The organism is Methylobacterium sp. CM6257 (assembly GCF_054611515.1).
The window spans coordinates 3,777,201-3,792,157 of the sequence record NZ_CM137735.1 but is presented as its reverse complement, the minus strand read 5'-3'; the positions used below and the strand labels follow the sequence as shown (position 1 = coordinate 3,792,157).

Below are 14,957 nucleotides of genomic sequence, written 5' to 3'. Positions count from 1 at the left end.
GAAGGTAGTGTCCGCGGCTTGGCTCGGCGTCGGGTTGGGGTCATGAGTATCTCGATACCGCCCGCGTCGAGAAGCTCGGGGCTTTCGATCCGCGCTAGCGCCGTTGGGTCGGCGAAAGGATATATTGGCCGCCTCTCAGTGCGCTCTTTGGTGAGGTAGCACAGCGGGAGTTTACGCCCGCTCCGGGCACGTCGGCGTTCGCCGTGAGGTACCATGGCCCATCGAATAGCGGGCCGGGGTTCAGCCCAAGCGTGGCGCCCGCCTGCAGTTAGTGCTGCACGGTCCGGTCCGGCGCCACATTGGCTGCCGGGGTAGCGCGGCACCACTCCGCGTCGAACAGCTCGGAACTCGCAATCCGCCTCGGCGGAGCGGTCGAGAATGATACTGAGGTTGCGCAGCATCCAGCGGAGCGCATTACGGCGGGTCATATCGAAATTTTGGCTTGGAATGGCGTGCGTCGAACGATGCCCTTTCGCGGGCGTCGGATAGCGCATAGATTCAGATCGTACAGCACGGGCATGGTGGTTCGCAAATTCGAACTGAAGGGCTTTAGAGCTGTTCCCGGTCAGGAAGGGACAGCCAAGTCGTGTTTGTACCCAGCTGCAGAGAGGTAGTTGCGGCATTCCTGCGGGGTGAAGCGGGTGAAAGCCTGTCGGATCGCCGCCCAGAGATCTGGGATCGTGCGGGCCGCAGTGCTGCGCAACAGCGCCTTCAGCTTTGCGAAGGCCTGCTCAATCGGGTTCAGATCGGGACTGTAAGGCGTGAGGTAGAGCAGCCGCGCTCCCGCGGCCACGGTCGCGTCTTGCACGCCGGCGACCTTGTGAGCAGGCAGGTTGTCCATGGCGACGATGTCGCCGGGGTGCAGCACCGGCAGCAGGATCTGGGTGACATAGCTGCAAAAGGGCGTGCCGTTCGTGGGCCATCCAATAGCGCGGTGGCACACAGCCCACTCGTGCGCAGGGCGGCAGTGAGGGTCGTGGTTTTGTAATGCCCCTGCGGGCGGCAAGCCGGAAGCGCTCGCAGCGCAGCGCCCAGCCGGAGCGGCGCGCCATGTTGGGGGCCGCTGCCGTCTCGCCCAGGAACACGAGCCGCTCCGGGTCGAGGTTGGGCTGCGCCTTAGACCAAGTCTCGCGCGCCGACCTTACGTCCGCGCGCACCTGCTCAGCTGCGTGAGTCGCCTCTCACACGGGGTGGTTTAGGATAAGGGCATCTCCCTGCTCGTTTCGATCTGGTTCTGAGTGCGGTCCGAGCCTGTCTCCGATGCAGTCGCCACGACCGCATCACCTCACATCCGGTCGGCGCGCCTGGGCGCCTGCACCCTGGTTCCTCATGCTTGAGGGCGTCTTGGCTCGGAGGAGCGGGACCATCCTTTTTGACGGCGTTGGTCGACGCTAGAGCTGTTCCCGGTCAGGTAGCGACGGCCAAGTCGTTCTCGTAGCCGGCTGCGGCGAGGTAGTTGCGGCACTCCTGCGGCGTAAAGCGCGTGAAGGCCTGACGGATCGCCGCCCAGAGATCTGGGATCGTGCGGGCTGCCGCGCTGCGCAACAGCGCCTTCAGCTTTGCGAAGGCCTGTTCAATCGGGTTGAAATCAGGGCTGTAGGACGGAAGGTAGAGCAGCCGAGCTCCTGCGGCCTCGATCGCCTCACGCACGCCGGCGACCTTGTGGGCTGGCAGGTTGTCCATGACGATGTCACCAGGCTGCAGGTCCGGGACCAAGGTCTCGGTGACATAGCTGCAAAAGCGCCTGCCGTTCGTGGGGCCGTCCAGCAGCGCGGTGGCGCACAGCCCGCTCGTGCGCAGGGCGGCGGTGATGGTCGTGGTTTTGTAATGGCCCAGTGGGGCTGCGAGCCGGCAGCGCTCGCCGCGTGGTGCCCAGCCGGAGCGCCGCGCCATGTTGGTGGCCGCCGCCGTCTCGTCCAGGAACACCAGCCGGTCCGGATCGAGCTCGGGCTGCGCCTCAAACCACGCCTCGCGGGCCGCTCTTACGTCTTCACGCTCCTGCTCAGCTGCGAACGTCGCCCCGTTTTCCAGGTGATCGCGTGTCGCTGGAAGAAGCGCGACAGGCCGCTTGTGCTGGTCTGGACGCCCTGCTCAGCCAGTCGGTCGCGCAACTCGCGCAGGAAGAGACGCGGCTCCTGCTCGGAGGCCGCCAGGATCAGCGCGGCATGCGCCTCAATGCGCTTCGAGGTGTGATCGCCGCCCATCGGCTTGGGCGCGACATGGCCCTCTTGGTGCGAGCGCTGCGACCAGCGGCTGGCGCTGGACACGCTGACCCCAAAGCGAGCTGCGGCTCGGTGGCACGAGGCACCTGCCGCCACGGCAGCCACCACACGCTCGCGTAAGTCGACCGACAGAGGTGAAGGCATCGGATCGCTCCTTCACCCGGCAACGCGCCAGCCGCTAATCCGTCGCCATCAGCCCGGGACCGGCTCTAGGGGGCGTTCTCGGTCGCCGCTCGCCCCCATCCGGGGCCCGATCGCGAGCCGGGCCGCCGGATCTGTGTACGGTCTCAAGCCTTGAGGACCGCGCCTTCCGAGACAATGCCGATCGCAGGGGGAATGCCCCATACGGGTTGCCAGCGTCCCCCGCCGGATCCTAAGAGGGCCGGCAAAGACGCAACGCGCGCCATCTCTCTTGGTGGCCCGCAGATCGGGTGACGGGAGATCCTGGGTCAATGAGTTCCCCACATCCTGGCGCGAGCGACATGTCTACAAGGATTAGCTCTCCAGAAGCTGAGTATCAGCGCCAAGTCCAAGCGCAGATAGACCAGCACGCTGACACACCCATTCATCTCATGCCTCCAATTGCAGATTGGCTGAATGGCACAATTTTGGAGCCACGCCTGGAACACGTGACAGGCGCAAGAGGCGTATACGAAATCTACGCACGCGAATTCGCCGCAGCCGCACAGCGAACTGGGATCGAGGAGATCGTCAGTCTCGGCGCCGGGGATGGTGCCGTCGAGATACAAGTAGCCAAGCTCGCTCGCGATCTTGATCTATATCCCTTTCGCATTCGATGTCTCGAATTATCGCCAGTGCTCGCCGAGAGAGGAAAAGCCGAGATCGAAAGAGCCGATCTCGGTGCGAAGGTTGGAATAGAGATCGCGGACCTCAACGCACCGCTCTCGTTGAGGGCGCCTGTAGCGGGCTTTATGGCGCATCACTCCCTGCACCACATGGTCCGCCTAGAAGAACTCTTCGACGGGGTACTTCAGCATATGCACCCCGAGGGTACCTTCGTTACCTTCGACATGATTGGCCGCAACGGCCACATGCGTTGGCCGGAGATTTTAGGCCCATTGCGTCAGCTATGGCCCCAACTCCCAGAGCGCCTGAGATACGACCGATCTCAACAGCGTGACGATCTCTGGTTTAATGACTGGGATTGTTCGATCGAGGGTTTCGAGGGAGTCCGCGCGCAGGATATTCTGCCGCTTCTAATGGAGCGGTTCCAATTCGAAAAATTCTTCGCGTGGGGCGGGCTAACTGACATCTTCATTGACCGAAGATTCGGCTTTAACCTTCAGCCTAGTGAAGTCTCCGACGCCCAGTTCGTACTCGCCCTACAAGCAGCCGAGGACCGGTTGCTCGAAGCTGCCGTCATCCGCCCGACGCAAATGATGGCGGTAATGCGCGCTACGACATCTAAAACTTGCCCGTCTGCACCCCGTTGCTTCGGTCAACGCACGCCAGAACGCATGGTCCGCGATCCAGCAGCCGAAATTCCGGTGCCAAGCCTCGCCGATTGCCAGATCTACGTCCCTTATGACTCACCACCCCCGTCTGCGGTGATAAGGGTCGCGGGCGGGGATGTCGTCAGGTTCGGCGCGCCCGACGAGGTCGGACGAGCGATAAGGCGGTGGGGATGGTGCGATCCCGAGGAGACGAGCTGCTGGGCCTACGGAACGGAAAGCGCGCTCAGCTTTGCCGTACCTCCCGACGCAGTGGCGCTCAAATTCCTTACATTCGGATATGTGCCTCCAAACGGCGTCGCACAAACGGTGATCGTCTCGATCAACGGCAGGCGCAGTGCGACCATCGTGCATGCGGAAATGGGCAGCGGAGTAGAAACCGTACTCCCGATAGAGCCGAGCAACTCGAGCGCGGCCACGCTAACGATCGAATTTACCGTCTCGAGAGCGCGACGTCCCGACATCGATGGCGGACCCGATCGGCGGCCATTGAGCTTCGGACTGGTGTCGATGACCGTTGTTGCCGCAACGCTCGAGTCCAGCCAGTCGACAAACAATCGGAATAGCACGAGCACAACGACATCTGGCGACAAGCTTCCACTACCACCCAGCTCAAACTTCGCCATCGTTGATCTGACAACGGCCGAGGACGTTGCGCGGAACGCTCCCGCCCTCATCGATCATCTTCCCTATCTTGAACGCTTCCACGCCAGCACAATGTCGTGTCAGGCTGCTGCAGTAGGACAGAATGTACGTCGTTACTGCCATGAACTAATCACAACTGGAAGCTTTACGCTTGTCTCGCCTATAACCGGGGCTCCGATCCGCAGCGGCTCTTCCTTCATTCTGAAAGACAAGGCCACACTGTATTGCTTTCCCGATGAGCCAGATCTATGGATTGGAACAGGCGATCTCGGCCGAGGGTATCCAATTTGTGCAGCAATATTTACCAGGCAGCGCCTCTGGCTAGAAATCGAGCGAACAGACTGGGGATTTTCACCAAAGCATTATGATGAAGCCTTAAGGGAGATCCGGGCACGCGACTGGGAACCCACGGCATCCGACAGCCCCGCGATTCTCGTAACCGGCGACTCCAATTTCGCTCATCATGCCTGGAATCAGCTGTCCTCCCTCGAAGATCTCGTCAGGTTTAAAATCCCACTCGGACCTCGCGAGCTAATCGTCAGCAACACGCCGCTCGGCCCAGTTGAAAAGATATTTCCCGAGCTAAATTTCTCCTCAATTGACCGCGTCAAAGACGCAGAACTCCCGAATTACAACCGAAGCGGCCGCACCCTGGTCGCACTCGCGGGCTATCGACTACAACGCTCGCTCGTCCAACGCATCCTGGGCTCAGCTGCAGATGTAATTACGCCCGCCGCCCAACACCTCGATACCGAGCTGTCTAACGTAGCCGGTCCGATACTTTGGATGAGCGTTCGTACTCGCAACCGAACGCCGACAAACCAGCAGGAATTACTTTCGCACATCGGAGCGGCTTTTCTCAGCCGCTTTGACGACGGAGCGATAGTGATCGACGGCCATTCATTCTCAGTTGATTGGGAGCAGTTGCCGGAGCGCGATCGCGATCGGGACAGAGCCATTGCAGCCGAGGACAAACAGACTGCGGAGGCCGTTCGTAAGGCCATCGAAGAAACCTGCTTTGGCCGGCGCAGCACTGTGCTGCTCGCCGTCGGACTATCCATATCCGATAGCATCCTTCTCGCGCAGCGCGCCTCGATCTATTTCTGTCATCACGGCACGGTCCAGCACAAAATTGGCTGGTTTACCGACTGTCCCGGCATGGTACATACCAATCGATCTATGACGGCGGTAAATCCAGCGCCGTGGGTCGCCGCACAATCGCAAATCGCGACCACGCCAACATATCTACCGCTTTCACTCATCCAAGACGAAGAACCAGGTGTCCGCACGGAATACGGAGAGTTGCTACATCACGAGAACTATAAGATCACTGACATCAACGAGGCAGCGGCATTATTCGTCGAGTTTCTTGAAAGAACGCTGAGTCGCTCCCCCGAGAGAGGCCAAGCCACGCCTACACTCTTTCAATCGCACACCAACGCACAACCGGGCCGAGAGATGGAACCGCACACTATGGATACAACACCCAATTCCACAAACGTTCGCCCTGCGTCTTCGCGCATCGCAACGTACCTGCCGAACGTCACAATTTTACCGGATCCACTGGAGCCGCGAGGCCCTCTTTACACCGACTTTTTTGATTTTATCAATCAAACTCTACGCCCCAAGCGCTATTTTGAGATTGGAACCGAACTGGGTCGTTCTGTTAGGCAATTCTCCTGCGACGCAGTATGCGTCGATCCTCTTTTCAAGCTCGAGAGCGATGTAATTGGCCCAAGGCGTCGTATATCGTTCTTCCAAATGCCGTCAGACGACTTCTTTTCACAATACAACCTTGTCAAGGAATTGGGTGGCCCGCCGGACATCTCGTTTCTCGACGGAATGCATAGAGCCGAGTATTTGCTACAGGATTTTATAAATACGGAACGCGCGTCGCGACCGCGTTCAGTAATCTTCATGCATGACTGCCTTCCGTCCAACCACCGCATGGCGCTCCGTACTCACGAGGTTGGGCGCGAAGATGAAGGCATATGGCAACATGCCTGGACTGGTGATGTATGGAAGATTATTCCGGTACTTAAAAACTTCCGTCCCGATCTGGAAGTCTTCGTTCTGGATTGCGCACCTACCGGACTCGTCGGTATCACCAACCTGGACCCGGGTTCCGATACTCTGAGTAAAAATCTTCAAGAGATCACTGGACTTATGCGTGATCTCGATCTCGAGAGTTACACCATCGATCGACTTTGGCAGGAGTTTCCCGTGCTCTCATCACAAGCGCTCATGGAGAGACCGGAGAACCTGACTTTGTATATGAAACTTCCTTGAACGAAAGATAAGCCAGAGCTATTTCGACGCATTCTTAAAGCATTCTCCTCAGCTCCAAATTGGCTGCATATCAGCAAACTGGACCAAAGATGATCTTCCTTCCTTCCGGTATTTCAACGCTATCGTTCTCAAAAGTAGGAAGCCGCGCACTGGCAAAACGGCCTAATTTTTGTCTTAGCAAGAGAGAATGTCTGTGATACGCGTGCTTCCTTTTAGTCAGAGTTGATTTTTGGAGATTTTTAGATGCGAGCAGTCCGAGAAGCCGAGACAGAGTCTCTACTCGCCGTGCACGCGCGGCGACGGCGCGAAATCGAGGCTTCGGGCTTATTCAGCTCGGCCCACTATCTGGAAATCAACCCTGATGTGGCAGCTGGAGGACTAGACCCTCTGGAGCACTATCTTCGCTATGGCTGGAAGGAAAGGAGGTCGATATCCGAGGATTTCGATCATGCGGCGTACTTTGCCGCCAACCCAGATCTGGACCCGACAACGACCGACCCGCTCGCTCATTGGGTTGAGAACGGCATTAGGGAGCGACGCCTGCTTCGCCCACTCTCCCAAGGTTTTTCGGTCAGGTTTATCAAAGCGGTATTGCTCCATTCGGAACTGTTTGACCCGGAATTTTACAGACTCGCTAATCCAGAAATCTCGTTCGGCGAAGTAGATCCGCTGGAGCATTACTGCACCATCGGCTGGCGGCAGCGTCGACGCCCGTCAGCAGAATTCGACACTAACCGATATCTCGCTAGCTATCCTCACGTCGTCGAACTTGATGTGGAGCCAGCCTGCTACTTTTACATTTTAGGTCAGGGTCAAGGGGACGAACTCCCTCCGTGTCAACTCCGGCGCTCTGAGCGACACGCTGCTGCGGAGCGCGTGCGCAAGAGCGGTTTGTTCGACGAGGCATTTTACCTGCGACGCTGTCCTGCCGTGCGGCACGCTGGGATTGATCCTGTCCTTCATTATCTCGTGCGCGGCTATGAGCTCCATCTCGAACCTGCAGAGGTCACTTTCGTTCGAAATTACATCGCATCTTTCCCCGACCTAAGACGTGTGGATTGCATTCCTCTCCTCCATTTTATCGATTGGGGTCATGCCGAAGGACGTTTCGTCCAGAGCGATGATACTCCGGTCCGATGGATCCAAACCGAGGGGGCGTTGCCGCTGCCGGACGACTCAATTTGGTTCGATATCATCGCCGGACGCGCTTTTTTCGGACGTTTTGGTTTTACATTTGAATCAGACGGGACGAGTCCCTATTTCAGCGATGCTGTCACGGAATTAGCGACCTCGAATATCAAGCTCGAGGTTGACCAGTTCCGGCCCGACGTGTCCATCATAATACCGGTTTATGGCCAATTGCATTTTCTTTTGGGTTGTCTTGACTCACTTGCTCGCCAAGAGGCGCAATGCTCGGTCGAGGTCATAGTAATCGATGACGCCTTTCCTGATCGGACCGAATCGGAGCAACTACTTTCCATTCCCTGGATCCAGTACCATCGAAGAGAAAAGAACGGCGGTTTTATCGATACATGCAACGATGGTGTTGCCAAATCGAATGGAAAGATCGCCATCTTGCTGAACAGTGATACGCGCGTCGCCGCGGGTTGGCTCGATGAAATCTTTAATACATTGCAGCGACGGCCTAAATCCGGCGTTGTAGGGTCAAAATTATTCAACGACGATGGATCACTCCAAGAGGCGGGCGGGATCTACTGGCAGGATGGCAGCGCCTGGAACTATGGCCGTGGTGACGACCCAAATCGGCCGAAATACTGTTTCGCTCGTCGTGTTGACTATATCTCTGGAGCTTCGATAGCAATATGGCGCAATCTGTGGGACGAACTTGGTGGATTCGACGAAATTTATCGTCCTGCTTACGCCGAAGATGCTGATCTCGCTTTCCGCGTCAGAGCCGCAGACCGCGAGGTATGGATGCAGCCATTCTCGCGCGTAATTCATTACGAAGGCAAAACCCACGGTCGCGACGAGCGTTCTGGAATCAAGGCATTCCAGGCCCAGAATATGCGACGCTTGAGGAAGCGATTTGCAAGCGAATTTGCAAAGTTTCGACCAAACGCTGAACGGCCGGATGAGGAAGCGAATCGCCTCGTAAAGCGTAGAATGCTCGTGGTCGATGCGCTCCTGCCGATGCCAGATAGGGACTCAGGCTCGTTTATTACAGCTAAAATGTTAGCCGCTTTCCAAGAGCTCGGGTTCGAGATTACATTCGTGGCGCAGCACTCATACCGATGGTCGGAGGCATATGCTGCTCCATTGCAGAAGAATGGGATCGAATATCTCTATGATCCCTACATAAAAGATTTCGCCGAAGTTATCGCCGCCAGGAACAACTTTGACTTTGTACTCGTTTTCCGACATACGGTCCTGTCACAGATTTATGACCAAATCCGTAGCCGCCTCCCTAAGTCTCGGATCATCTTTCACAATGTTGATCTGCATTATCTCCGCGAGCAGCGCGAGGCCGAATTAGTTGGTGACAAAGAAGGTCTCTTCTCCTCGGCCATCACCCAGACACAAGAGCTCGCATTGATTGCCCGGTCTGACTGCAACATAGTGCATACGGTGGTCGAAAAGAAGGTAATTGAAGAACAGCTGCCGCTTAAAAACATTATAGTTTTCCCTTATATCGCAGATGTAGTTCGAAATGAGAGGAAATTTGACGAACGCATGGACATTATGTTTCTCGGCGGGTTTTCGCATTTGCCAAATCAGGACGCCGTGAGATACTTTGTTAATGAAGTTTGGCCGTTGCTTGCTGGCAGACTTCCGGAAAACAGTCGTTTCCTTATAGTAGGGGCGGATCCGACGCCTGAGATCGAGACCCTGGCTGGAGATCGGGTTGTAGTTACTGGACAAGTCCCGGAACTTGGCCCGTGGTTTGCACAAGCCCGGGTCTTTGTTGCACCATTGCGATACGGGGCCGGGATTAAAGGTAAGTTGATCCAGAGCCTATCTCACGGTGTTCCTTGCGTCGCGACGCCGATTGCGAGCGAGGGGGTCGGGGTAGAAGATGGAGTTCATTTTCTATCGGGCGAGACGTCCCAGGAACTCGCGGATGCGATACTTCGCTTGTATACAGATCAAGAATTATGGCGAAGCCTACAGACGACCGGTTATGAGTTTGTTGAGGAACGTTACTCCTGGCGGCGTTGTATGGATCTCTGCCGCCTTTCACTTAATGTTGCCGATGAAACATGGCTAAAGCGCCACGCGCACAGGCGGAAAACGCTGTTGCGTTCAATCTTGGAGGATAATGGCGATGTTTCTTCCGTTAGGTGAGGCATTGGACGCAATTTCAATAGGACGCACTGTATGAAGGGCCGAGGGTGGGCCCGGTGGAACAAGCGCCGCACGAATCGTGGCGCTCTTTCTGCCCACCTGCCGCAGGTCGAGACCCTCGTCGATATCGGCTGCACAGCCTGCTCGTGCTGGTCGGGCACGCTGCACCGGATCGGTGGGGACGTCTCTGAGTGCCTCCACATGGTGCCGGCGCAGTTCCGGGTGCTGGTGATCCGCCGCCCGCGCTACGCCTGCCGGGCCTGCGGGGACGCGATCGTGCAGGCCCCGGCACCGGCTCGGCTGATCGAGGGCGGTCTATCCACCGACGCTCTCGTCGCGCAGGTACTCGACTCCAAATACGCCGACCACCTGCCGCTCTACCGGTAGGGGCAGATCTTCGGCCGCCGTGGCGTCAGCCTCGACCGCTCGACGCTGGCCGACCGGGTCGGACGCGCAGCCTTCCTCCTCCGGCCCGTGCACGAGCGGCTCTTGGGGACGCTGAAGCGCTCGGGCAAGCTGTTTGCCGACGAGACCGCGACACCGGTGCTCGATCCGGGCCGCGGCCGCACCAAGACCGGCCAGCTTTGGGCGTATGCTCGCGACGACCGGCCCTGGGGCGGGACCGATCCGCCCGGCGTCGCCTACGTCTACGCGCCCGACCGCAAGGCCGGACGGCCGATCGCGCATCTCTGCGGGTTTGCAGGCGTGCTCCAGGTCGACGCCGCCACAGCTACGAGACGCTGGCCAAAGGCGGCGCAGTGGCTGACCTGCTGCTGGAGCCATGTGCGTCGGCAGTTCTATGACCTCGCTGCCGCCTCGCCGATCGCCACGGAGACGCTCTCCCGCATCGCCGCGCTCTACCGGATCGAGACTGAGATCTACGAAAACCACCTTGTGAGAGAAGATTAGCGAAATCTCGACAAGATTATGCTTAGCTTAAACCATAGTGGGACCCCGGGCTAAGCGACGTCTCAACGACGTATTTGGCGAGTGCCTCCGTCGTCATGTACCTACGGAGTCTTGAGAAGATTCGATCTTCAAATTCTTTCCAAATCTGAAATCCGCAACTAGTACTAAAATATTCGACGCCATGAAACCCGATCAAGCGCCTAATTTCGATAAGTTCATACTTTGGCATAAAATACATCGTCCAAGCGGGGCAGCTCTCTAGATCAATAAAATCCGGAATGCAACGATTTGCCATAATCTCATAATGACGCAGACAATCCCAGCCTGCCTTTTTCATCGTAGTGCCAAACAGGCTCGCGGAGTAGTCAGAATAATAATCCCTTTCATTATCAAAGATATATGTTGTTCGATCTCGAGGGTCGATATGTGCTCGGCTTGCTATTTTTTTAGGGACCTCGCCAAGTAATTTCTCCGCCGGAATAGCAAATTGAATAGGGAAGCCAGTCCTAAAGGGCTCAGCCATTTCTCTTTTGAAATAAAGCCCTCTGCCGAGCAGGCTGGTCACAACTATTTGATCATCCTCGCCATCAACAAACACGATTTTTTCGCTACTGTAATTTGCGAGAACTTCGTTAATGTATGCAGTGCAGCGTCTTACACTTCCGAAAATAACGAGATCAAAAAACCTGTTGCGAATTTTTGCAACGACGTCGCTTCGGTCCACGCGGCAGTCGTCGTCGAGCAGTCCGAATATAGTGAACCCACTCCCATAGAGCGCCGATTTCTGAACGCTGCCTTCAGGCATGTCCGCCCGGTACATATGCCGGACACGAGCGACGTCCACGACTCCATCTCCGTACACAGAACGGAGGCCATGCAATAGCATGTCACACTGATAATCTTCCACCTCGCCGCCAGAGACAAACAATATATTCATATATATAGCAGCTCTTATCCGCTCTTTTGCGTGGGCTAGCCTGAGATTGTCCTACGGCCATCAGCAAGAGAATTCGGCTTGCTGCACACCACGCTTGGCTGTTACAAGGAAATTGCAGCGAACCTGATCGCATCCTTATACCGTGCGGAAGCTTGGTGCAACATGAGAAAGGGAGGAAATTTCGTTGAGCTGGGAACTTGCAAGCGAAATCCATTCGGTAATGAATTTAGGCGATCCACAAAGAGCATTAGATGCGATTGAAGCGCAACGCGCGAAGCTGATCGAGCAAGCCTGGTTCGTTGCGATCATTGAAGCTCAATGCTTCGATCAACTCGGCAACGCAGCCCGCGGAGCTGAGATTCTTGAGCAGCAGATAGCAAAAGGTCAGTCTCAGCCTTGGATATACTATAACTTGGGCGCGATCTACCGGAACATTGGCGAAAAGTCGAAAGCAGAGATAGCGTACCGTGAAGCTCATAGTCTTTGGGGCTGGAAAGAAAGCAAAATAAAGGGCTATACTTTCACGCACGACTTTTTCGCCCCTAATATAACAAACTGGACCAAGTGGTTCGGCCACTACATCACTCAAAAGCCTATTCGGTGCCTGGAGATCGGAAGCTGGCAGGGAGGCTCAGCTACCTGGCTGCTGGATAACGTCGTAGGACCACGTGGTGGAGCCTTGACCTGTATAGACACGTTCGCAGGCAGCTCAGAACACGCGCCCTGGATCGACAGTTTGGGCGTCACTATCGAAGAAATCTTTGACCGCAATATCTGCGCCAGCGGGTTCGAGAAAGCCGTCCGAAAGATCAAGGGATTTTCGCAGGACGTTTTGATGGCGCTTCATAATGAAAAATTTGATTTTTGCTATATAGATGGGGCACACGAGGCGAAGTATGTTCTGCAGGATGCCGTCCTCTGCTGGCGGCTTACCAGTTCAAATGGCTTTATACTTTTCGATGATGTTGATTTCCGCTTTCCCGAGCGCCCGAATCAAGACTCTGTCCATGCAATAGACAGCTTTGTAAAGATCTTTGATGACGATCTCGAGGTGATTGAAACTGGGCGGCAGCTACTAATCCGGAAACTATAGTTTATACGCTCGAATCCGCCGCCTCAGCCGTAGACAACAATTTTTCGAAATAACTTATGGTTCTTGCGAGGCCCTCTCGCAGTGGAATCGTGGGGGTCCAGTCGAGAGTCTGTTGCGCCAGGCTGATGTCGGGCCGGCGCTGCTTAGGATCGTCTACTGGTAGGGATGCATAGACTATTCTAGAGGACGACCCAACGATATCTATGATGACCTCGGCAAGTTGCCGGATTGTAAACTCACCGGGATTACCTAGATTGATTGGGCCAGTCACGCCGAGGTCAGTTCCCATCATTTTGTTAAGCCCAACTACTAGATCGTCCACATAACAGAACGAACGCGTCTGTTGCCCCTCTCCGAAAATTGTGATCGGCCTCCCTCTTAGAGCTTGCACTATAAAGTTTGAGACCACCCTCCCGTCATTCAGTTGCATACGCGGTCCATACGTATTGAAAATCCGCACGATTTTAATCGGAACTCCATGCTGCCGATTATAGTCATAGAACAGCGTCTCTGCGCACCGCTTACCCTCATCATAGCAGGAACGTGGCCCAAGTGGATTGACATTTCCCCAGTAGCTCTCCGGTTGCGGATGCACCAGCGGATCGCCGTAGACTTCCGAAGTAGAGGATTGAAGGATCTTTACCTTCAGGCGCTTGGCAAGGCCAAGCATGTTGATCGCTCCGATGACACTGGTCTTTGTGGTTTGAACTGGGTCGAATTGATAGTGGATTGGCGATGCCGGGCAGGCGAGATTGTAGATCTCATCGACCTCAACCGAGAGAGGGTGCGTCACGTCGTGTCGTAGCAGCTCGAATCGCTTATCGTCGAGTAGATGTACGATGTTCTGTCGGCGGCCGGTGAAGAAATTGTCGACGCAGAGTACCTCGTGGCCTTGCTGGAGCAATAACTCGCTTAGATGCGACCCGAGAAAGCCCGCACCTCCAGTGACTAAGATCCTTAAGTTTTTCAAAACATAATCTCCCTCGGCTGCTGTCGCTTCCGCGTGTTCAGAACGGGCCGCGTCTGATCACCTGTATCCGCGTTCTAGATTAGACTCGGCTCGGCAGATCGCAATTTACAAAATGTCGGATAACGATCGGGGCTCTGCGGCGTAGAGGCAAGTTTTGTCGGGCGCGGGAGTTAACCCCGGCCCTCTTAAACCCGGCGGCTTGAGGTGATTGAGGCGAATTTGCCTCAGCATGTCGACGTTGGATAGGGTTAGTAACGTCGCATTTTAAATAAATCCTCGACAAGCACCTTAAAGCATTCTGACGACGTTGTTGAAAAGGTCGGCAGAACTACTTCCGAAAAATCGCAATCGTAATCCAATGCCGCCATCGCATCTAAGATTTCGTCATATCTCTCGAATAATACTTTATTGTCAGGATCCAAATTATAGATTACGGCCATACCGGAGGGCGGAATATCGGAGAGCAATACGATTTTCAAGTCAGGGCGAAATTTTCTCAATACGTGCGTCGCCTTAAATACATCGCCCATCCAATAAGCTCCTACGTTCTGCTCGCGAGATGCCTCCTGAGCCGTCTTCGGGTAGATGTCGTGGACGGCAATTACGCTTTTATTATGGGATATCGATTCTGCATTGCGAATATCGCGGATTACAAACTCAGCATGGTGCATCCCGTCCACAAAAGTGAAGTCGACAGGTTTGCCCGTTACATTTTGTATTTGTTTCTTCTCAAAGAACTCGTCGCTTCCGATCCTGAAAAGAGCCGCATGCCAGCTAAACTGAATGTTTTCACTTATATTAAATTCGGGATCCACTCCGATCAACAAATCGGCACGCGGCGCGTCGAATAATGTTCTTCCGGTTGCAACTCCTATCTCCAGGTAAATTGATGGTCGAAGTATGATCTTCAAAAACTGCAAAAACTCGTGGTGGAACGGAAACATTATCGTATCCTCGGTTGTTGCGAACTTATAACCTGTCGGAGGTGCGTAACCATTGAGCAAGTGTGTCAGGTATCTCCCATGCGTTTACGAGCGGGGGTATGAGGCCACACTGCGGAGGGTGCTTGGGCCCTTCTACCGATGGTGTAAAGGCCGGACCAGAACTGGGCTACGCG

General features: G+C 55.6%; 7 protein-coding genes and 2 pseudogenes. 4 read left to right on the top strand and 5 right to left on the bottom strand.

What is annotated here, in order from left to right; genetic code table 11:
* Window positions 1-565: 565 nt before the first annotated feature.
* Together ACYCO6_RS18575 and ACYCO6_RS18570 are read right to left on the bottom strand one after the other, a co-directional pair.
* Window positions 566-1,178, bottom strand: a pseudogene (locus ACYCO6_RS18575) (IS630 family transposase); the annotation flags it as partial.
* Between the two features lie 229 nt (window positions 1,179-1,407).
* Window positions 1,408-2,366, bottom strand: a protein-coding gene (locus ACYCO6_RS18570; protein WP_459762038.1) for an IS630 family transposase whose coding sequence is annotated in 2 segments (ribosomal slippage) — window positions 1,408-2,024 and window positions 2,024-2,366 — 960 coding nt in all. Because the reading frame shifts where the segments join, the coding sequence is not laid out codon by codon here.
* 308 nt (window positions 2,367-2,674) lie between these two features.
* On the opposite strand from ACYCO6_RS18570, the gene ACYCO6_RS18565 reads away from it, so the two are divergent.
* From ACYCO6_RS18565 to tnpC, 3 genes and pseudogenes are all read left to right on the top strand, one after another.
* Window positions 2,675-6,628, top strand: coding sequence for a hypothetical protein (locus tag ACYCO6_RS18565; protein WP_459762036.1), 3,954 nt, complete (start codon window positions 2,675-2,677; stop codon window positions 6,626-6,628).
* Between the two features lie 243 nt (window positions 6,629-6,871).
* Window positions 6,872-9,931, top strand: coding sequence for a glycosyltransferase (locus tag ACYCO6_RS18560; protein ID WP_459762034.1), 3,060 nt, complete (start codon window positions 6,872-6,874; stop codon window positions 9,929-9,931).
* Window positions 9,932-9,994: 63 nt separating this feature from the next.
* Window positions 9,995-10,810, top strand: a pseudogene (gene tnpC, locus ACYCO6_RS18555) (IS66 family transposase); the annotation flags it as partial.
* Between the two features lie 52 nt (window positions 10,811-10,862).
* Here tnpC and ACYCO6_RS18550 read toward each other — a convergent pair.
* Window positions 10,863-11,684 carry a hypothetical protein gene (locus ACYCO6_RS18550; protein ID WP_459762032.1) on the bottom strand — a complete coding sequence of 274 codons (822 nt, stop codon included), beginning with the start codon at window positions 11,682-11,684 and terminating at the stop codon, window positions 10,863-10,865.
* Between the two features lie 277 nt (window positions 11,685-11,961).
* On the opposite strand from ACYCO6_RS18550, the gene ACYCO6_RS18545 reads away from it, so the two are divergent.
* Entirely contained in the window at window positions 11,962-12,870 is a 909-nt protein-coding gene (locus ACYCO6_RS18545; RefSeq protein ID WP_459762030.1) for a class I SAM-dependent methyltransferase, read from the top strand.
* 1 nt (window position 12,871) lies between these two features.
* Here the strand turns inward: ACYCO6_RS18545 and ACYCO6_RS18540 are convergent, their stop codons facing one another.
* Together ACYCO6_RS18540 and ACYCO6_RS18535 are read right to left on the bottom strand one after the other, a co-directional pair.
* Window positions 12,872-13,840, bottom strand: a complete 969-nt coding sequence (locus ACYCO6_RS18540; RefSeq protein WP_459762028.1) for a UDP-glucuronic acid decarboxylase family protein — start codon at window positions 13,838-13,840, stop codon at window positions 12,872-12,874.
* A gap of 248 nt (window positions 13,841-14,088) precedes the next feature.
* Window positions 14,089-14,784 (bottom strand): class I SAM-dependent methyltransferase, encoded by a 696-nt coding sequence (locus ACYCO6_RS18535; protein ID WP_459762026.1) that lies wholly within the window; start codon window positions 14,782-14,784, stop codon window positions 14,089-14,091.
* Window positions 14,785-14,957 lie beyond the last annotated feature (173 nt).